Origin of the sequence: Porphyromonas somerae DSM 23386, from assembly GCF_000372405.1 — a bacterium.
GTDB lineage: Bacteria > Bacteroidota > Bacteroidia > Bacteroidales > Porphyromonadaceae > Porphyromonas_A > Porphyromonas_A somerae.
The window spans coordinates 24,774-45,613 of the sequence record NZ_AQVC01000006.1; the positions used below are offsets into that span (position 1 = coordinate 24,774).

Below are 20,840 nucleotides of genomic sequence, written 5' to 3' on the forward strand. Positions count from 1 at the left end.
ACTTAAATGAAACGCAAGTCAATTATCCAACTATTAGCCATCCTAGTGATCGCTTTAACCACAAGCTGTGGCAGTAACGATACCCCTAAAGGTAAAGATCCGAAGAAACCTGATGTGCCAGAGCTACCAGAGCATCCAAAGGATCCTGAGAATCCAGAAAAGCCAGCTGAAGACCTCTATGATATGTGGTTGGCGATTGGAGAAGGTACCTCATCCACTAAAAAGCAAGACCCACATGTGGTTAAGAAAATACCTACCCTCCTTGAAGGAGAGTATGATATCAGACACAAAGGGGCTGAGACGCTTAAATCAGGTATCACCCCATTTGTTATCTACCATAAAGGCTATTACTACAGTATTAGCCGAGAAAACAACTTCGGTAAATATAAAATCACTGATTCTGGAGTGGAACCCATTAAAATATTCCCAATACCTGAGCTTTCTGACCGAAGATTTGCACATGAATGGCTAGATGACAATACACTTGTGCTTATAGGTGCACCCGACAGTAAAGACAAAAAAGCACCTAAAAAGCACAAGATGAACTGGTATAAGATTGATACTTCAGGAACCATGAAAGTATTAGCCAACGGCACATTGGATTTACCTAAGCTAGGCAACAATGAGATCTTTTCATCTTGTGGCCTCTTGGTATACCGAAAGGCGGATAACAAGCTTTTATTCAACTTTAGACACGAAGATAAGAATAAGCCTAAAGATAAAAAGACCCAAGATAGCCACAAATCATTCTTTACCGCTACGATCAATCCCGACAATATGGCAGTGGAACATGTCTACGAGGAGACGCGTGCAGATCGTCCTGGATTCGTATCATTTGGTTCTCTAAGACAACAACACGGCTTCTTCATGCCAAATGGAGACTACTATATGCTGTGTAATACGGTTAGAGATGATGCCACTACATCCACAATGCAATATGGACATATCATGCGTATTAAGGCAGGTGAATATAGACCTGACCCCAACTATATAATTGATATCTTTGACGATAACAAGATAATTACCTTACATCACATGAGAGGGACCAAGGTACTCGCCTACATAGAGAGCCCAGAAAATAAAGCTGTCGAAATTAGCTGGAAAGTACCTAGAAGATTCTTCTGGGCTGTAATAGACTTAACCCCAGGTGGAGATCAGCACCGCATTGAAGGAATTCCAACCAGCCAGGGTGGCAACTTCACAGAACTTATCGTGGTGGAAGAGGACTACGCCCTTCTTGGTATTAGTGATGACACTCAGACAAAATTCTATAAGTATGAATTTGCGACAGGAAAGGTGACTGAGGCAGCCAAACTAGCGCCCGGATTCTTTGCCGACCGCATCATAAAACTAGATAGATAACAAGATATCAACCACCTCACCCCACCACCTACCCAGGGGTTACGCATTAGAAAGGTTTTCCCTTATGGTTTTTAGTGGAGTGCCTAATGAAAAGGACCTCCTTGGAGGTCCGACGAATCCTAGCCCCCACGTCGGAGGGGCGTTAGCCCCGAACGACTGGGGGATTAACGGTCATCCCCCCTATCCCACGACCCCTTGCGGGTCGGACAACCGCGTCAGATTAATCCTGAAATGGGTTGTCCGACCCACAAGGGGTCGAATGGCGGGGGTGGGGCGGGGTTTGATTCCCTAGTCATCGGCTCTACGAGCCTCGACTAGGGGCTAGGATCCGTCTGACCTCCCACAAGGGGAGGTCATTCATGGTAAGGTCTTTCTAATGCGTAACCCAAGACAATCTACCGAACCAATTTGGTAGTGGTGGGGTTTTGTTGATATGAGACAATTGCACAAAGGCGATCTGCGGCGTTGCTTTCGGGATTCGGGCTCGGTCACGTACGTAAGTACGCTCCCAGCGCCCTCACCCTCAGCGCCTGGCATCTCATCCTTCGTGCAAAGTCTCAGCACATTTGAAGCAAATGTGCGAGAATGTCACTTCGTGCAACATTCTCTAAATAGGAAAGAGTTTTGTTTGGTACGAGAATCATTTTTGTTTGGTACCTAAAACATTTTGCTTTGATACGAGAAGCATTTCTGTTTGATACCTAAAACATTTTGCTTTGATACGAGAAACTCTTAGCTTTGTAATGTGAGGGAAAATGGTTGTTTAATTGATAGAGTTTAATTGAAATATAAATGTGATGGGAAAGATATATGTGATTGGGATAGGTCCGGGTAGTGAGCGCGACCTGACCATTGGGGCAAGGGATATTTTAGGCAAGGTGGATGTAGTGGTTGGCTACAAGTACTACTTCCAGTTTGTCTCGCACTACCTCCGACCTGATACAGAGTGTGTAGATACAGGTATGCGTCAGGAGACGGCAAGGGCAAGAGAGGCGTTTAGGTTTGCCGACGAAGGTAAGGAGGTGGCTGTGATTAGTTCTGGAGATGCTGGTATTTACGGCATGGCTCCCCTTATCTATGAGATGGCTGAGGAGCTGAAGAGTGATATTGAGATTGAGGTGCTTCCAGGCATTTCAGCCTTTCAGACGGCGGCCTCTATATTGGGGGCTCCCATTGGTCACGACTTCTGTATCATCTCGCTTTCCGACCTTATGACGCCATGGGCAAAGATTGAGCGAAGAATCATCGCTGCTGCCGAGGCGGACTTTATCACAGCGATTTATAATCCTAAGAGTGTCAAGCGGTACTGGCAGATTGAGCGTCTACGTGAACTTTTCTTGAAAGAGCGAGACGCTAATACTCCTGTGGGTATTGTACGCCAAGCAGGTCGTGAGGATCAAGAGGTGACCTACACTACTTTAGCAGAGTTCGATGCAGAGCAAATTGATATGTTTACCATGGTGATCATTGGTAACAGCCAGACGTTCACTACCCGCAATCGCATGATTACTCCTCGTGGCTACTATCGTGAAAAAGCGGATAAAGATACCAAGCTGGGTCAGCAAATTATGATCGAGAGCTTCCGAACGATAGAGTCTCAGCTTAAGAACCCAGAGATTCCGCTGGATCACAAGTGGGCATTACTCCACGCGATTCATACCACTGCCGACTTTGAAATGGAGCAGATATTCTACTCCGATCCCGATGCTGTGAAGAGACTGCATGAGGCGTGTGTTTCAGGGAAAATCAAGACCATTATTACTGATGTTACGATGGTCACCTCTGGTATTCGCAAAGGGGCTCTTCAAAGATTGGGCATTGAGGCTAAGTGCTACCTCTCAGACCCTCGTACCAAGGAGATGTCGGATCGTCTAGGTATCACCCGTACTCAGGCAGGTATTCGTCTGGCAGTGGCAGAGCACCCCGATGCCCTCTTTGCCTTTGGAAATGCACCAACTGCCCTACTAGAATTGGCCAGCTTAATCCGAAAAGGAGAGGCAAAGCCTATGGGTATCATTGCGGCTCCAGTTGGGTTCGTACACGTTTGCGAGTCGAAGCATGCGGTGAAACCTTTCCGTAATATTCCTAAGTTGATTATTGACGGCCGTAAAGGAGGTAGCAATCTTGCTGCAACACTGTGCAATGCGATTCTCACCTTTGATGATGCAGAGGCACTAAGACCAGGTCGCGACGTATAACCTCTTCCTCCTATGAAGATTACGATAATAGGCATAGACGACAATCGGGAGCAGTTTTTCCGCCCTGAAGTGCTCAAGGTGCTTCAGGAGGGATACCACTTCTCAGGCGGAAAGCGACACTACGAGATTATCAAACCTTACCTTCCGAGCAAACACGAATGGATAGAGGTGGTACCTCCTATGGGAGCGTTGATGGAGCAGTATCGCCAATTTGATGATTTGGTGGTCATTGCCTCATGCGACCCACTATTCAATGGAATTGGGGAGACCATTATGAGGCATATTCCTGAGGCGACGGTAAAGGTTTACCCTAGTTTTCACTCCCTACAAATGCTGGCTCACCGTGCCCTATTGCCTTACCAGAGTATGCACGAAGTAACCCTTACGGGGCGTCCTTGGCATGAGTTTGATAGAGCTCTTATCCAAAGGGAATCGATGATCGGATTGCTATTGGATCGCAAAGAGCATACTCCTGCTACGGTGGCTCAGCGGATGCTCGACTTTGGGTACGACAATTACAAGGCATACGTAGGCGAACTGCTAGGAAATCAGGAGGAAGAACGGGTGAGTGACCTGTCGCTCTCAGAGGTGGCGGAGAGGGATTTTAGCTATCCCTACAATATGATATTGGTGGAGACAAGGCCGAAGCAGAAGTACTTTGGGATACCAGATGAGGAGTTTCACCTCCTTAATGGTCGGGCTAAGATGTTGACCAAAAGCCCGATTAGGCTACTCACTCTTTCTATGCTTGAGCTGCATAATCGCCACGTCTTTTGGGATATCGGGAGTTGTACCGGTTCGGTCTCCATTGAAGCGAAGCTGCAATTTCCACACCTTCGAATGGTAGCTTTTGAGATCCGACCTGAAGGGGAGGAGCTACTTTCCTCCAATAGCAAGAAGTTTGGCACTCCAGGCATTGACTTTAGAGGAGGGGACTTTTGCGAGGTCGAGATGAGTGATTTACCAAAGCCAGATTGTGCTTTTATTGGAGGTCATGGCGGAAAACTGGTAGAGATCGTGCAGAGAGTTTGGCCGTTATTGCCAGAGAAGGGACTCTTGGTCTTTAACTCAGTTTCGCAAGAGAGTCAAGATCTATTCAGAGTGGCCATTGAGAAAGTATCTGGCACCATCATAAAAGAGGTGGAAATCTCTATTGATAATAACAACCCAATAAGGGTGATGAAAGCAATAAAATGATGAATCAAAATATAGGCATTATAATCCTCTCTGAGGTAGCGAAGGAGAAAGCACTCCAACTTCATTCCGAATTGGGTGGAAAGCTATATAGCACAAGAGAACTAGAGGGTTTTGAAAAGATTGAGGATCTTCAGGAAGAGACGGGGCGGGTAATGGCGGAGCACGACCTAGTCGTTTTCTTTTCTGCAATGGGAATTTGTGTGAGGAGCATAGCACCTTATCTAAAGGATAAGCATAGCGATCCAGCCATTATATGTATTGATACCACTGGTAAATATGTCATATCCGTGGCATCGGGGCACATTGGTGGAGCGAATGAATGGACTAGCCGAATTGCTTCAATACTGGGAGCGGAACCCATCATCACTACGCAAAGTGACCGACAGGGGCTTTGGGCGCTGGATACTCTGCCTAGACAGTTTGGCTGGAAATTGGAAACGGTGGGGGCGACTCTCAATGAGGCGATTACCAAGTTTGTAGATGGTGTTCCAACTGCTCTTTTGCTAGATATGCGATGCGACTACCTAGAGCGTACTAAGCCCAGTTATGTAGATGTCTATTATCATCTGGAAGACTTGGATATCTCAAAGTATCAATTGCTAATTGCAGTGACTCCAAGAGAGCTTTCTGACCTTAGTATTCCACAAATTCTTTACCGCCCTCAAGTGCTACACTTAGGCATCGGGTGTCGTCACAAAGCCAATCCTCAGGGGGTCAGTGAATACATTCTCAAGCAACTTCATACAGCAGGTTTCTCGGAGCTCTCTATAGCGAGTATTAATAGCATTGAACTAAAAAGAGGCGAACCAATTATTGAGAGACTTGGGGAGAAGCTGGGGGTAGTGCCACAATACTATTCGGCCGATCAACTTGAGGAGATAGAGGTGCCCAATCCTTCTAATAAAGTAAATGAGGTGACCTCCTCACCCAGTGTTTCAGAAGCATCAGCTCTTCTTGCTTCAAATGGAGGAGTGCTGGTTATTGAGAAACAAAAAGGAAAGCTATCGGAGGGAAACGACTTCACTTTTGCTCTAGCTATTGATGCCAATGCCCTACCCCATGGACACATAGAGATTGTGGGGGCAGGTCCTGGTGATCCGGAGCTTATTTCTGTGCGAGGAAAGCATTTCCTACAGCAAGCCGATTTAATCCTCTATGCAGGTAGTCTGGTGCCAATTGAACTCACCTATTACGCCAAACCAGGTGCTACAGTTCGGAGCTCTGCCGACATGAATTTGGAGGAGCAATTTGCCCTTATGAAGGAGTTTTACGACCGCCACTGCTTGATTGTACGTCTGCATACGGGTGACCCTTGCATCTACGGTGCCATTCAGGAGCAGATGGCACTCTTCGACGAAGCAGGAATGAGCTATCACATCACCCCTGGCATTTCATCTTTTCTTGCAGCAGCAGCGGAATTGAGGTCTCAATTCACCATTCCGGAGAAGGTACAAAGCATCATTCTCACCCGTGGAGAAGGGCGAACTCCTATGCCAGAGAAAGAGCAGCTACACAAGTTGGCAGCCTCTCAAAGCACTATGTGCATCTACCTCAGCGCCACCTTAGCAGAAAAGGTGCAGAGTGAATTGCTGGTACACTACCCACCTGAGACGCCCGTAGCAGTTTGCCACAAACTCACGTGGAAAGAGCAAAAGATCATTAGAGGAGAGCTACGAAACCTGGCACAAATCATTCGAGACAATAAGTTGACACTCACCACGCTAATAGTAGTGGGTGAGGCGATTGATAATCGCGAGGGACTATCCAAACTCTATAATGATTCATTCAAACATCTATTCCGGAAATGAGTTCGATTAAGATCATATCTCTAGGAAGTGGGGTCCCTGATAATATCACACTAAGAGCTTTTACTGCGTTAAAAGAGAGTGATATTATCTTTGCACCTAGTGGGGAAGCCGTGAGAGTGCTAGAGCGACTGAAGCCGCTCGAGGATCTTCTCCTAAAAGTAGAGCAGTTTGATATCCCGATGAAAAAGGATCCAAGTTTGGCTATAGGGGTGTACGACAAAGTCACTCAAAGGCTTTATGATCTTTATATGAAGGAGCAGCAAGTGTCCTTGGTCACTATTGGCGATGCTGGCATTTACTCATCTGCCTTCAAGATCATTGCAGAGCTCACCAAACGTGGTGCAAAAGTGGAGGTGCTACCAGGCGTCCCATCATTTGTCGCTGGTATGGCACAAGCTATGGTACCTCTTGTTGAGCAAGGACAAAACCTTACCCTTCTTTCCCAGGTAGGCTCCATTTCAGATATTGTTACTCCCCTTGCCAATGGTTCGGTTGTTGCCATCATGAAGTTATCCCTTTACCAGGAGAGCATCAAAGAGTTGCTCCGCCAAGGGAACTACTCATTTACCTATATGGAGTGGCTTGGAGATGAGAAGCAATTCCTCACCTCGGATCTGGAAAGCTTTCTCTCTCGCACTTGCCCCTATTTTTCTATCATTGTCATAAAACCTCAAAGCGTATGAAGCGTATTCTCATCTTATTATTCGCTATGATAGCTCTTTGGTCTTGCAAAGAGGATCAAAGCAACCAGAGCGAACAGCTTGAATCAGTAGATTATATCAAGTATGCCAAAGGATTGAACATCCAAAAAGGGGAGGGCTACACCTTGGTAGATATGACCGATCCTGCCAATGAAAACGAACAGATTTGGAAGTATGCCTTAGTTCCAAGAGGCACGCAACCCAAAGGAATCCCCAATGATTATGTAGTGATTGAGACGCCAGTGAGGCGTGCAATTGTTATGACGACGCTCCAACTCTCCAACTTTATCAAGCTCGATGCAATCGACAAAGTGGTGGGAATGCCGAGCACCCGCTTTCTTTTCAACGAACAGATGAAAGCTCAATTGGCAGATGGTCGTAGCAAACGCATTGGCATTGAGGGAAACTTTGATACCGAACTAATTATGGCGATCCAGCCTGATATCATCCTAGTTTCCCCCTTTAAGCGAGGGGGCTATGATGTGCTCCAAACCCTCGGCACTCCATTAGTTACTTTTCTTGGATATAAGGAGCTGACCCCTCTTGGGCAAGCTGAATGGATCAAGTTTATTGCCCTACTCCTTGACGATGAAGAGCGTGCGGAGACGATATTCAATGGCATTGAGGAGCGATACAACGCCCTAAAAGCCTTAATTCCAGAGGATATTGAACGACCAAAGGTACTGAGTGGAGAGCTCCACGGTGGCAACTGGTATGTAGTGGGTGGCGAAAGTTATCTTGCCCATCAATTCACCGATGCCGGGGCAGAATACTTCATGATGGACAATGAAGAGTCAGGTGGCTTCTACGTGGACTTTGAAACAGTTTACGCACAAGGTGCCAATGCCGACTTTTGGAGAATTCTCAATAGCTATCCAGACACCTACAGCTACGAGGTACTCGATAAAACGGATAGCCGCTACCGCGACTTCAAGGCATTTAAGGATAAGAAAGTGGTCTACTGCAATCTCTCCGAGCGTCCCTTCTACGAGCTATCGCCCGTAGAGCCAGATGTGGTATTGGCCGACCTTATCAAGGCCTTTCACCCACAATTACTTCCAGATCACCAGCCTGTTTTCTATGAAGTATTGAAGTAATACCTATTCGTATGGCTACCAAACGCAATATTATTCTTTTTGTACTGGGTATCTTCTCCATACTCCTCTTTTTCCTACTCAATCTAGCCCTCGGTACCATTCCAATACCCACGCTAGATGTCTTCCGCATACTGATTGGGAAGGAGACTACTGGCGGCGAGATATGGAATAATATTATATGGAAAAGTCGCTTTCCACAAACCATCACCGCCTTCATTGCTGGTGCTGCGCTCTCTATTAGTGGACTGCAGATGCAAACCGTATTCCGCAATCCCCTTGCTGGCCCTTCTGAGTTGGGTATTAGTTCTGGTGCGAGCTTAGGCGTAGCCACCTTGATACTCCTCTCGGGAAGTATCAGCCAAAAAGCCCTCACCCGCATGGGTTTTATTGGAGAAATGGCCGTATCCATTGCTGCGATCATAGGGGCAATGGCAGTGATGGTGCTGATCATTCTCATCTCCAAAAAGGTGCGAGGCAATGCCATTCTACTGATTATGGGTGTCATGATCGGCTATATTGCCAATGCCATCATCGGGGTACTCAAGTTCTTCAGCAATGATGAGGATGTTCGTAGCTACGTCATCTGGGGCCTTGGTAGCTTCTCCAAGGTGAGTGGAGATCAAGTCTACACCTTCGTCATCATCATGCTGATCCTAATTCCCCTCTCATTTCTGCTCATCAAGCCACTCAACCTACTCCTCCTTGGCGAAAACTATGCCCGCAACTTAGGTCTCAATTACACCAAGGCACGCAATGTCATCATCTTCTGTTCCTGCGTCCTTACCGCCATTGTCACCGCTTACTGCGGTCCGATCGTCTTCCTAGGCATGGCAGTACCACACCTTTGTCGCACCCTCTTCTCCACCTCCAACCATATCATATTGGTGCCAGCGGTGACAGTGGTAGGGGCTTCGCTTTCGCTACTTTGCAACCTCATCGCTCGCATGCCAGGCTTCGAAGGGGCACTCCCCATCAACTCCGTCACCGCCCTAATCGGTGCCCCAATAGTGATATCCGTCTTATTTGATCGCAAAAGAACTGAGATAATATGATGAAGACTATTGCACTTAGGGACTTGTCCATTGGGTACAAGCAGAAGAATGGGGAGAAGGTTGTTGCCAAGCACCTCACCGCCTCAGTGAATGCAGGCGAACTGACCTGCCTCCTCGGCTCCAATGGAGTGGGAAAATCCACCCTACTCCGCACCATTGCCCGCTTCCAGCCCAAGCTAGCAGGAGAGGTATTGGTGCAAGATAAAGATATCAACCAGTACAAAGAGAGCGAACTATCCAAAGTAGTCGGCGTAGTACTCACTGAAAAGGTAGATGCCAATAACATGACCGTCCATGAGCTCATAGCCCTCGGAAGAAGCCCTTATACCGGCTTCTGGGGTCGCCTTGCTTCTCAAGACCGCCAAGCTGTAGATCTGGCCATTCAGCAGGTTCGTATCGAAAAACTGCGAGATCGCATGGTACACAGTCTGAGCGATGGAGAGCGCCAAAAGACCATGATCGCCAAAGCATTGGCTCAGGAGACCCCCATCATCATCTTAGACGAACCTACCGCATTTCTCGACTTCCCGTCCAAAGTAGATATGATGCAACTGCTGCATCGCCTCTCTCGAGAGTTGAATAAAACCATATTTCTCTCCACTCACGACCTTGAGCTCGCCCTCCAAATTGCAGATAAAATATGGCTGATGGACGATGATCGTCACCTCCATATCGGCACCCCTGAGGATCTAGCTCTATCGGGTGTACTCAGTCGTTTCTTCGAGCAAAAAGAGATCATCTTTGACCAAACCACCGGCCTCTTTCGCATCGAAAATGATTACGACCGACGCATCAAAGTGATCGGTCACGGCCACCTCTTCTCCATGGTTCGCAAGGCACTACTCCGCAACCGCATCTTAGCAGATCGTGAGGCAGAGACAGAGACCTACATTGATACCAGCGGAAGTAAGATAGTACTGCACCGCCCCGACACCCCTCCGATAGCTATTGATTCCATCGAAGAGCTCCTCCAAAGACTACTATGAATCTATTAATTCTAGGCGGAACTACCGAAGGTCGTAGGTGCGTAGAGGTGTGCGAAGAGGCAGGAGTACCATTTTACTACTCTACTTTTGGTAGCTCCCAAGAGATCACGCTACACAATGGGATCCATATTACTGGAGGAAAAGACAAAGCGGAGCTTCAAGCCTTTTGCCAAGAGAATAACGTAGGGCTCATCATTGATGCCGCCCACCCTTTTGCCACCAACCTACATAGCAATGTGGGTACCCTCCACCTACCTGTGATTAGATACGAAAGAGAGTTCCCAGCCATTCCAGCAGTAGTGCAGCAGGTTTCCTCTTTCGAGGAAGCCATCGCCCTACTTCACCAAGCAAAGCCTACCAAAGTACTCGCCCTTACTGGTGTGAATAGCATTGCCAAGCTACAGAGTTACTGGCAAGAGCACGAGATCTATTTCAGGGTGATGCCGATTGCCGAAACCGAGAAGACCATTGAGCGGACTGGTATCACTCGTTCCCAGATCATTTACTACGATAAAGAGCTGAACGATGAGGAGCTATTCCGCACGTTACAGCCCGACTTAATCATCGTAAAGGAGAGTGGCACCACTAGTGGCTTCACTGAAAAGGTCTCTGCTGCTCTCTCCTTAGGAATATCCGTTATCGCTATTACACGTCCTCCCCTTGGTTACATCCCCAACCTCACCGTCACCGGAAAGATAGGGCTCAGGCGAGGAATAGAGCAGTTGCTCCCAGAGTTCTTTCCCCAAAAGATTGGCTTCACCACAGGCACCACCGCCACCGCTGCCACCAAAGCAGCCCTTGTAGCCCTCCTAGAGGATATTGAGCTCTCCACGGTAGAAGTCACCCTTCCCGATGGCGAAATCATCCCCTTCCCCATTCAGTCGGTCACAGTCGAAGGAAATGAAGCCACCGCAGTAGCAATTAAGTACTCAGGCGATGACCCCGACGTCACCAATGGCGCTGAAATCTGTGCCACCGTATCTCTCCACAAAGGAAAAAGGGGGGTGAAGTTTAAGCAAGGCATCGGCGTAGGCAGAGTAACCCTTCCTGGGCTAGGTCTAGAAATCGGTGGCCCCGCTATCAATAAGACGCCACGGAGAATGATCACCTCCCTTTGCGAGGAGTTGCTCGACCTCACCCAAATAGGAGTAGAGATCACCATCTTCGTCCCCAAAGGCGAATCCATTGCCAAGAACACCTTCAACCCACGCCTTGGGATTGTAGATGGCATCTCCATCATCGGCACTACAGGAGTGGTCCGCCCCTACTCCAACGACACTTGGATCGCCTCCATACGGCGAGAGATGGAGGTCTCCAAAGCTGTAGGCGTTGAGCACTTAGTGCTCAACTCTGGTGGCAGGTCCGAAAAGTACCTCAAAGCCAGATTTCCCCACCTTCCCCCCAACGCCTTTATACAGTATGGCAATTTCATTGGAGAGACCCTTACTTTCGCTCATCAGCTCACCTTCCCTACCGTTACTCTCGGCATCATGCTGGGTAAAGCGGTCAAGCTAGCTGCAGGCGAACTAGATACCCACAGTCATAAAGTAACGATGGATAAGGAGTTTCTCAAGCAGGTACTAACAGAATCTAGAGAGGAAGTTGATATCAGCGGGATCACCTTGGCACGAGAAATATGGCAATTAATACCCAATAAAGCATCCAAATTCTACCAGCTCATCATCCAGCATTGTTATGAGGTGTGCCAGCCCATTGTGCCACACACCTCCTTGGAGATACTTCTGATTGACGACACTGGCCAGTTTATTTCACAAAAACCATGAAACCATCTGCCTTTATTATTGCAGCTCCCACCTCGGATAGTGGCAAGAGCACCATCACTATTGGACTACTTAGGGCACTTAGTCGCCAAGGATACCATGTCCAGCCCTTCAAGTGTGGACCCGACTATATTGATCCCAAGCTACATAAAAATGCATCGGGAGTCGATTCCGTGAACCTCGACCTCTTTATGCAGAGCGAAGAGAGTGTCCGAACTCTTTTCAGTAGCTATCAAGCCCCTAGCGACGCGGCTGTTGTGGAGGGGGTAATGGGTCTTTTTGATGGCTATGATCGGGACAGAGGCTCCACCGCACACCTTGCAGAGGTACTTGATCTGCCTATCGTCCTCGTCCTCACACCCAAGTCAATGGCCTACAGCGTTGCTCCCCTACTCTACGGCATCAAGCACTTTCGGCCAGAGCTCAATATACTAGGCGTGATTTTCAATAAGGTCAATTCCCCAAAGCACCTAGCTTATCTGCGTGACGCTGCTAATGATGTAGGGGTAAAGGTGCTCGGCTCTATTCCTACAGATAAAACACTCACTCTCCCGAGCCGCCACTTAGGATTGATTACCGATGATCAAGAAGCACTAGAGGCACACGCCAATCAAGCCGCCAACCTTGTAGAAGCACATATCAACCTCACTCAATTGCTTGCTGATTCTCAATATCAGCCTATCTCAACAATATCACCTATAGGAAGTAATGCACCTAAAGGCACAAAAAAAATAGCGGTGGCTCGCGACGAAGCTTTCAACTTCATCTATACCGAAAATATTCGGATGCTGGAGCAGTTTGGCACGATCACTTATTTTAGTCCCACCCACGATAGCCAGCTCCCCGAGTGCGACCTGCTATACCTGCCAGGAGGGTATCCCGAGCTATATGCAGAGCAGCTCTCTCAGAATAGTGCGATGATTCAGCAAATCAAGACCTATGCCGAACGCCAAGCCCCTCTCATCGCTGAGTGTGGGGGGATGCTTTATCTCTCTAAGAGTATCATCACTGCAGAGGGAAAGGAGTACCCAATGGTGGGTCTCTTTAATCATAGTGCTACGATGGAAGGAGCCCGGCTCACCATCGGCTACCGACAGTTGGAGCTCTTTGGCGTACCGCTCAAAGGACACGAGTTTCACTACTCACATCTCACACCCACAGACGAAGGAGTCACCAACCAATTGAATGCTACAGGCGAACCAGTAGACACGCTACTTTTCCAGCACGGAAAAGTGATCGCCACCTATACTCATCTCACCTTCACCGCCGAATTTCTCTCCCGTCTCCTAGAGCCATAGCTTAGCGGAGTAGGACGGAGACCATTCTGCCCTCCACTCTGAGTTGTTGCTCTGCCCAGAGCTCAAGATGCATCACCACCTTTCGATCGGTAACCTCTTGAATAGTAGCACGAAGCTCAAGAGAACACTCCATAGGTGTAGGGGCAAGGTAGTCAAGCCCCAAGTGGGCAGTCACGTACCGCAAACTAGGAAGTGACGCCATATCTCTGCTAAAGTGTCGGTAACCAGCGGCAGCGGCAGTTCCATTACCGTGGCAATCTAGGAGGGCAGCAATCAGTCCACCATAAACATTCTGCGGATAGCCACCAGTAGCATACTCTGGTGGCGTATAATGGGCTACGGCAGTGTCACTAGCAGGGTCGTTATCCAGCCAGTAACTCTTCAAGTGAAGACCATGCTCATTAAGCCTTCCACAACCATAGCAATGGCTAAACTCCTCTGTATAATAATCTTGAAATGCCTTCATATTTAATCTAGTATTGATATGCCTGCAATTTACCAAAACTAAAGTTGACTCCCCAACCTATTCGAGACAGAATCTTTTAGGGACAGCGTGGAAGAGTTTCCACTTTGGAGCATGGGATCAACATAAAAGGCTCGTTCCACAATTGTGAGACGAGCCTTTATTATTTAAGGTCTGATAGCCTTACTTTCGAGTAGCGTTAGCTGTCCAGGATCCCTCCTTAGTTGTATAAGCAGCGATGGTGAGCTTCTCTGCATCGATTCTGATTACTCCAGCCTCATCGGAACTAAGTGTCACAAGCGTATTTTCACCCTTTTCCATCTTTACGCCAGAGAGTGTAGGGATATTCTTTGAGCTGAAGCGGAAGGTATAAGTATCCCCCACCTTAACCACAGTAATAGTCACCTTTTCACCAACAGCGAGGTTAAGACCATCCTTGGTAGAAGCATAGCTCGCAGTACCTTCGTACCTGCCAACAAACAGATCCGCATCAGCAGGATCTTGGTTACATGAAGTAAAGGCAATAGCCATCAACACCATAGCAGCCATTGCTGCAAAAATCATATTCAACTTTTTCATCACGTTCTCAACTTTAAATTGTTAATACTAACATCATTTGCAAGGTAATCATTTTCACCCTAAGGCGAAGCCTAATTACACTATTTTATTGGAATAATATCACATTACCCCACATACATTTCATATCTTTTCATGCAGTTCGTGCCCACAATCACCTACCTGTGGCGTAATTTACGACCAGTATTGGCGTTGAAATTACGGTACTCCTCATACACCTTAAAAGCCTTTTCGGGAGTTAGCTGATTAATCAGTGCACTCATAAAAGACTGAGAGGCCTGATGACGCTTTTCAGTGAGTGCCTGTATCTTTTTATAGTAGTCGAGATACTGTTCGGAAGTAATTTTACCTCCCAACTTAGATATCTCATCATACACTTTGCGTATTCCTGCCCAAGAGGAAACGCGAACCTCATCGTACTTATCTAGCTCTTTTGAAACCAACTGCTTCTCCTCTGCCGAGAGCCCTGCTGCCTTGGCGATGGCTTCGATCCGCTCCTTTTTGAACTGCTCGTGCACCGCACTTTGGTCGCTGATCTCTTGTTCCACGCTGGAACTAAGGAGCAGTTCTCTATGGTTATTTGCAAAGAGTAGAGAGGGAGTAGTAAAACTCAATAACACCAATAGTACAAATGCCCTCAATCTATTTTCCTTCATAATATCTAACATTACCTTGAACTTATCACGCTTTGATCATCCTCCTCCATATAAATGAACCCCCAATAGTCTTCGTTGGTATCATCTAGTAAAAACTGCTGAAACTCCTCATCACTCATATCATAAGCATTGAGCTCTACTGGATCTGGGAGGGTGGATTGCTGGAGTGGAGATAGAGTCCACAAAGAGACGGCAAGCAACAGCACGGCCGCAGCTCCTATAGACCAATAGACATAAGGTTTCCATAACTTACGTGTTTGAGACTTTACCTCACTCTGTACCTTCTCCTCCTCTTCAATTCGTTGCTTCAAGCGCTCCTTGAAGGTGGCAAAATAATTTTCGGGAGTTACGAATGGGTGCAAAGGATCATTTTCAATATTTTTACGTTCAAAATTGGGGGTCATCACACATCAACTATCTAACTATTAATTGCTCTATCTGTGGGTTTGATGCACTAATCGCTGATTGGTTTAATCACCTACTTAATCTTTTTTAGGGGGTGGAAGGGTCACTCCTCATCAATCCCCATAGCCTTTTTGATCTTCTTCACAGCGTGGTGATAATTGGCTTTGAGTGCACCTTCACTGGTGTTGGTAATTTCGGATATATCCTTGTAAGGGAGGTCTTGAAAATAGCGAAGCTCAAAGGTCAGCTTTTGTTTTTCTGGTAGTTGGTCTATCGCTGCCATAAACTGAGCTTCTGCAAGGTCGCCATCAAAGTAGGGGTCGCTCATAAGCATCTGAGTGAGGTCATATTCCTCAGTGGTTAATGGTAGTCGTTGCATCTTCTTCTCCTTACGGATATGTGAAAGTGCCTCATTGGTGGCAATACTATAAAGCCAAGTGCTCAACTTTGACTGCCCCTTAAACGTACCGATATGTCGCCAGACCTTTACAAGGGTATTCTGTAGCACATCATCGGCCTCCTCATGTCGGTAGACAATACGACGAATCACCGCATACAACTGCTGGGAGTAGCGATCTACCAAAAAGCTAAAGGCCACCTCTAGGGTATCGGGATGGGTGAGTAGCTTCAATAGTTCCTCATCGGATATATCGTGGGGGATATTCATTTATCGGCTTCCTCAGCTTGCTTATTATCCTCTTGTGTATTTGGGCTTCTACGCAATTCGGGATAGTCTATGCGAGAGTGATACATATTGCGCAGCTTATCTATAAATACGAACTTTGTGGTCTCTATATCGCGGAAAGTGAGCGGTGTATTTTTGAGATAACCATCGGTCATGATACCATCAACGATCTTATTGACATGATCTATCAGTACCTGCTCGGTAATTTCCTTGAGACTTCGGGAAGAGGCTTCCACAGCATCGGCAAGCATCATCACACCCTGCTCTTTCGTCCATGGGTTGGGTCCTGGATAGTGGAAGATACTCTCATCAATCACCGCATCGGGGTTTTCATTTTTATACTTGATGTAGAAGTACTTAGTCATCCCCAGACCATGGTGGGTGCGGATAAAGTCGATGATGGGCTTTGGAAGCTTGGCTTTCTCTGCCATTTCGATGCCATCGGTCACATGCTTGATAATAATGCGCGCACTCTGATCGTACGAGAGTCGATCGTGCGGGTTATTAGCACCTTGGTTTTCGGTAAAGTAGGTAGGGTTTTTCATCTTCCCTATATCATGATAGAGTGCCCCACTCCTCACAAGCCGCACATCACCACCGATTTCTCCAATAGCCTCAGATGCCAAAGTGGAGACATTGAGTGAATGCTGGAAGGTACCTGGTGCTACCTCGCTTAATTGCCTCAATAATGGTTTATTGATATCGGACAGCTCTACTAAGCTAATACTAGATATATACCCGAATACTCGCTCAATAACATAGACCATCAAGTAAGCAAACATCAGGAAAATGAAGTTGATCACGAGATAGAATAGAATATTCCAATCCATACTCTCTGGCACTCCCTGACGGGCAATCAGCATGGCGTAGTAAGAGACAACCATACCAAACAAGGTGGCAAAACTGGTACGAATCAAGTCGCTGCGCTGCGAAAGGTTTCTCAGAGTAACCAATACAATTTGTCCCGCAATCAGCTGAATCACCACAAACTGTAGAGGAGATGGCACCACCAAGGCAGCTAGTAGCACCGTAACTAAGTGGGTGATAGAAGCGGTACGGCTATCAATAAACACACGTACCTGTATCGCCACGATACTAAATGGGATCATATAGGTGACTGCAGGCTCAATGGGGACAAGGATATAAGCCAAAGCCACCAGCAGGGAGACATTGAGAACTAAGAAAACAGTGTTCTTTATCTGCTTTAATAACTCCTCCCTAAAGGCGACAAGGTAAGAGAATAGAACTAAAAACAAGAAGAGGATCAAGAAGAATTGACCAATCAAAAGGACGATGCTCTCAGCGGTGGTGGTAGAAGCGTGTTCAAAAGCTGTGCGATACCCCTCCAAAACCTGATAAATTTCGGGGGTTACCACATCGCCTGTACCAACTATTCGCTCTCCTTTCTGTACCTCACCTACTATATCCGTTACCGTTGCCAACCTTGCATTTTGCATCTGATTGGTCTTATTCTGGTCTAGCACTAGGTTACTGCTGAGGTACTTCTCTATATTAATCTGCTGCAACACCTGTGGGCTGAGGTTGTGAGGTGCGCTTTGCATCGCATAGTCATATGCCATCCTCGCATTAAAGATATCATTGGCATCTTTACGTATTGCCACATTCATCTCATCCACCACGAAGATATAACCGCCCTCTTGGCTGGCTAGCAGGTCATACGCATCATTAGAGAGAATCCCTCTATCGTATATCTCATCTAGGATCTTATGGATATACTGTATATAGTCACTGGTCACTTCGCCACCTAGCCGGCCTTCTGTAAAGTCCTTGGTGATTTGATTTTTCGCCGAGAGTTTTACAGAGCTACTCAGCGTGAAGTAATTGATTATAGTGCGTTCGATACTATCTCGCTCCAATACTTTCTGTGCGTCACTCTTATACACAGGGAAGCTATAGGGTGCCGTGAGCACCCCTTCATACCTCCAAGGCTGACCAATGCTATAGTCGTACTTAAACTTTAGCTTAGTAGGATAGAGCAGCGTCATCAAGACGGCTGCCACCACAAAGATCAAACCACTTTTTATTTTACTAGATTTATATAGAGCCATAAGGAATAGGTATCTAAACGTGTCTATCTAGCTACTAGATATACCACTTATCAAAATAGAAGAAGATTTTTTTGGATACACTCCCACAGGTGAACATTAATCGGTCACCTGTGGGAGTCCTATCCATCTTTCTTAAGAAAAATTCAATTACTTAGCTTCCATCCCCCTACGACGGCGGGCACTAATTAGCGTATTTCGCATCAGAGAGATAATGGTCATAGGCCCCACGCCACCAGGTACAGGAGTAATGTATGAGGCCTTAGGAGCCACTTCGTCGAACTTAACATCGCCCGTGAGCTTGAATCCACTCTTGCGACTAGCATCGGGCACACGAGTAGTCCCTACGTCTACCACTACTACACCCTCCTTAACCATATCACCGGTAAGGAATTCTGGCGTGCCAAGGGCAGCAATGATGATATCCGCCTCACGAGTAATCGCAGCGATATCCTTAGTCCTACTATGGCAGACCGTCACTGTCGAATCTCCTGGATAGGCCTTGAGCATCATCAGCTGTGCCATTGGCTTGCCTACGATATTACTTCTACCGAGCACCACACAGTGCTTGCCCTTTGTCTCAATATTATAGCGCTTCAGTAGCTCCAAGATACCTGCTGGTGTGGCAGAAACAAAAGATGGCAACCCGATACTCGTTTTCCCCACATTGATAGGATGGAAACCATCGACATCTTTATTAGGGTCGATTGCCTCAATAATCTTTTGCTCATCTATATGCTTAGGAAGGGGGAGTTGAACGATAAACCCGTCCACACTATCATCATTATTCAAGCGATCTATAGTATCAAGTAGCTCTTTTTCTGTCACGTTGTCTTCAAACCTAATCAGCTCATCTTCAAAGCCTAGTTCGTGACCCGTTTTCATCTTAGAGGCAACGTAAGTCTCGCTACCACCATCATGCCCCACCAGTATTGCCACCATCTTTGGGGGCTTATGCCCAGCAGCAACAATCTCTTTTACCTCGGCAGCAATCTCAGCCTTCATGTCAGCTGAAATCTTTTTGCCATCCAATAATTGATAATTCATAGTTTGATATTTTACATTAACACGTTCTATTGATACAACAAACGATGTCTACAAATGGTTGAGGGCACTTACCTTCCTCCCATTTGTCGCTTCAAGGCACCCATATTCATACCTCTCCGACCACCTTTTGCACCGCCCATCAGTTGCATCACCTTGCGAGCCTGCTCAAATTGCTTCAGTAACTGATTCACTTGTGCCACCTCCACACCACTTCCAGCTGCAATACGCTTACGTCTATTACCATCAATGATTTTGGGATTCTCCCGCTCCTCGGGGGTCATCGAGTAGATAATAGCTTCAATTCCCTTAAAAGCATCATCATCCACATCAAGGTCACGGATCGCCTTACCTACCCCAGGGATCATCCCTAATAAGTCCTTAAGGTTACCCATCTTTTTAATCTGTTTGATCTGCTCAAGGAAGTCATTGAAGTCAAATTGATTCTTCTTGATCTTTCGCTCAAGTTCCTTAGCCTTCTCCTCATCGTACTGGTCTTGCATCCGCTCCACGAGCGATACCACGTCGCCCATTCCTAGGATACGATCCGCCATACGCTTAGGGTGGAATACATCAAGAGCATCAAGTTTCTCACCCGTACCGATAAACTTAATCGGCTTCTCCACGACCGAACGGATAGAGAGGGCCGCACCACCACGGGTATCACCATCGAGCTTGGTGAGCACTACTCCATCAAAATTGAGACGGTCGTTAAACTCCTTGGCGGTATTCACGGCGTCCTGACCCGTCATTGAGTCAACCACGAATAAGATCTCAGTAGGATTCACCGCCTTCTTGATATTGGAGATCTCCTCCATTAGCACCTCGTCAACGGCCAAACGACCCGCTGTATCGACAATCACTGTGGTGAAGCCCTCCTTTTTGGCTTTCTCAACAGCATGCTCAGCAATCTCTACAGGATTCTTATTACCCTCTTCAGTATAGACAGGCACCTTGATCTGTTCGCCAACTACTCGCAGCTGCTCAATAGCCGCAGGTCTGTAAACGTCACCAGCTACCAACAGAGGTTTCTGACCACGCTTATCATGTAGATACTTCGCCAACTTACCCGAGAAAGTAGTCTTACCTGACCCCTGCAGACCACTCATCAATATGATGTTGGGCTTCCCATCAAGTACTAGCTCCGACGTCTCACCACCCATCAGAGCGGTCAGTTCATCATGGACAATCTTCACCATCAGCTCACCTGGCTTCACAGCAGTGAGCACCTTCTCTCCAATCGCCTTCTCCCTCACTCTCTTGGTAAAGTCACGAGCGACATCAAAGTTAACGTCCGCCTCAAGAAGTGCAATCCGTACCTCCTTAATGGTATCAGCAATATTTAGTTCCGTGATAGAGCCCTCACCCTTGAGGTTTTTCATCACTCTATCCAATCTATCCGAAAGATTATTAAACATCTCTTACTCTTAGAAATATATGATTTTACTTACCTCGCAAATTTACC

General features: G+C 46.9%; 18 protein-coding genes. 10 read left to right on the forward strand and 8 right to left on the reverse strand.

Going from position 1 to position 20,840, the window contains the following annotated elements; genetic code table 11:
- Positions 1-6 precede the first annotated feature (6 nt).
- The 10 genes from A3GK_RS0101800 (at position 7) to A3GK_RS0101845 (ending at position 13,480) form a co-directional block, all read left to right on the forward strand.
- Positions 7-1,362: a hypothetical protein gene (locus tag A3GK_RS0101800; RefSeq protein ID WP_018027821.1), complete on the forward strand. Its 1,356-nt coding sequence runs from the start codon at positions 7-9 to the stop codon at positions 1,360-1,362.
- A 797-nt stretch (positions 1,363-2,159) separates the two neighbouring features.
- The gene (gene cobJ, locus A3GK_RS0101805) at positions 2,160-3,560 is read left to right on the forward strand and encodes a precorrin-3B C(17)-methyltransferase (protein ID WP_018027822.1); all 1,401 of its coding nucleotides are present in this window, start codon (positions 2,160-2,162) and stop codon (positions 3,558-3,560) included.
- A gap of 12 nt (positions 3,561-3,572) precedes the next feature.
- On the forward strand, positions 3,573-4,757 hold the full coding sequence (gene cbiE, locus A3GK_RS0101810; RefSeq protein WP_018027823.1) for a precorrin-6y C5,15-methyltransferase (decarboxylating) subunit CbiE: 1,185 nt from the start codon (positions 3,573-3,575) through the stop codon (positions 4,755-4,757).
- The gene (gene cobM / locus A3GK_RS0101815; RefSeq protein ID WP_018027824.1) at positions 4,757-6,565 is read left to right on the forward strand and encodes a precorrin-4 C(11)-methyltransferase; all 1,809 of its coding nucleotides are present in this window, start codon (positions 4,757-4,759) and stop codon (positions 6,563-6,565) included. The genes cbiE and cobM overlap by 1 nt, the downstream gene beginning before the upstream one ends.
- Positions 6,562-7,248 (forward strand): precorrin-2 C(20)-methyltransferase, encoded by a 687-nt coding sequence (locus A3GK_RS0101820; protein ID WP_018027825.1) that lies wholly within the window; start codon positions 6,562-6,564, stop codon positions 7,246-7,248. Before cobM ends, A3GK_RS0101820 begins: the two co-directional genes overlap by 4 nt.
- Positions 7,245-8,363 (forward strand): ABC transporter substrate-binding protein, encoded by a 1,119-nt coding sequence (locus tag A3GK_RS0101825; RefSeq protein WP_018027826.1) that lies wholly within the window; start codon positions 7,245-7,247, stop codon positions 8,361-8,363. The genes A3GK_RS0101820 and A3GK_RS0101825 overlap by 4 nt, the downstream gene beginning before the upstream one ends.
- 11 nt (positions 8,364-8,374) lie before the next feature.
- Positions 8,375-9,415 carry an iron ABC transporter permease gene (locus tag A3GK_RS0101830; RefSeq protein ID WP_018027827.1) on the forward strand — a complete coding sequence of 347 codons (1,041 nt, stop codon included), beginning with the start codon at positions 8,375-8,377 and terminating at the stop codon, positions 9,413-9,415.
- On the forward strand, positions 9,415-10,401 hold the full coding sequence (locus A3GK_RS0101835; RefSeq protein WP_018027828.1) for an ABC transporter ATP-binding protein: 987 nt from the start codon (positions 9,415-9,417) through the stop codon (positions 10,399-10,401). The genes A3GK_RS0101830 and A3GK_RS0101835 overlap by 1 nt, the downstream gene beginning before the upstream one ends.
- Complete coding sequence (gene cbiD / locus A3GK_RS0101840) at positions 10,398-12,185, forward strand: cobalt-precorrin-5B (C(1))-methyltransferase CbiD (RefSeq protein ID WP_018027829.1); 1,788 nt, start codon at positions 10,398-10,400, stop codon at positions 12,183-12,185. The genes A3GK_RS0101835 and cbiD overlap by 4 nt, the downstream gene beginning before the upstream one ends.
- The gene (locus A3GK_RS0101845) at positions 12,182-13,480 is read left to right on the forward strand and encodes a cobyrinate a,c-diamide synthase (protein WP_018027830.1); all 1,299 of its coding nucleotides are present in this window, start codon (positions 12,182-12,184) and stop codon (positions 13,478-13,480) included. The genes cbiD and A3GK_RS0101845 overlap by 4 nt, the downstream gene beginning before the upstream one ends.
- 1 nt (position 13,481) lies before the next feature.
- Here the strand turns inward: A3GK_RS0101845 and A3GK_RS0101850 are convergent, their stop codons facing one another.
- The 8 genes from A3GK_RS0101850 to ffh all read right to left on the reverse strand — a co-directional run bounded on the left by A3GK_RS0101850 (position 13,482) and on the right by ffh (position 20,793).
- Positions 13,482-13,946: a PaaI family thioesterase gene (locus A3GK_RS0101850; protein WP_018027831.1), complete on the reverse strand. Its 465-nt coding sequence runs from the start codon at positions 13,944-13,946 to the stop codon at positions 13,482-13,484.
- Positions 13,947-14,126: 180 nt separating this feature from the next.
- On the reverse strand, positions 14,127-14,522 hold the full coding sequence (locus A3GK_RS0101855) for a hypothetical protein (RefSeq protein ID WP_018027832.1): 396 nt from the start codon (positions 14,520-14,522) through the stop codon (positions 14,127-14,129).
- Positions 14,523-14,677: 155 nt separating this feature from the next.
- On the reverse strand, positions 14,678-15,175 hold the full coding sequence (locus tag A3GK_RS0101860) for a hypothetical protein (RefSeq protein WP_021903287.1): 498 nt from the start codon (positions 15,173-15,175) through the stop codon (positions 14,678-14,680).
- 11 nt (positions 15,176-15,186) lie between these two features.
- The gene (locus tag A3GK_RS0101865; protein ID WP_018027834.1) at positions 15,187-15,579 is read right to left on the reverse strand and encodes a hypothetical protein; all 393 of its coding nucleotides are present in this window, start codon (positions 15,577-15,579) and stop codon (positions 15,187-15,189) included.
- A gap of 104 nt (positions 15,580-15,683) precedes the next feature.
- Positions 15,684-16,247, reverse strand: a complete 564-nt coding sequence (locus A3GK_RS0101870) for an RNA polymerase sigma factor (protein WP_018027835.1) — start codon at positions 16,245-16,247, stop codon at positions 15,684-15,686.
- A complete protein-coding gene (locus tag A3GK_RS0101875; protein ID WP_018027836.1) occupies positions 16,244-18,334 on the reverse strand; it encodes an HD family phosphohydrolase in 2,091 nt (696 codons plus the stop codon). Before A3GK_RS0101875 ends, A3GK_RS0101870 begins: the two co-directional genes overlap by 4 nt.
- A gap of 147 nt (positions 18,335-18,481) precedes the next feature.
- Entirely contained in the window at positions 18,482-19,378 is an 897-nt protein-coding gene (folD, locus tag A3GK_RS0101880; RefSeq protein WP_018027837.1) for a bifunctional methylenetetrahydrofolate dehydrogenase/methenyltetrahydrofolate cyclohydrolase FolD, read from the reverse strand.
- A 68-nt stretch (positions 19,379-19,446) separates the two neighbouring features.
- Entirely contained in the window at positions 19,447-20,793 is a 1,347-nt protein-coding gene (gene ffh, locus A3GK_RS0101885) for a signal recognition particle protein (RefSeq protein WP_018027838.1), read from the reverse strand.
- Positions 20,794-20,840: the final 47 nt, after the last annotated feature.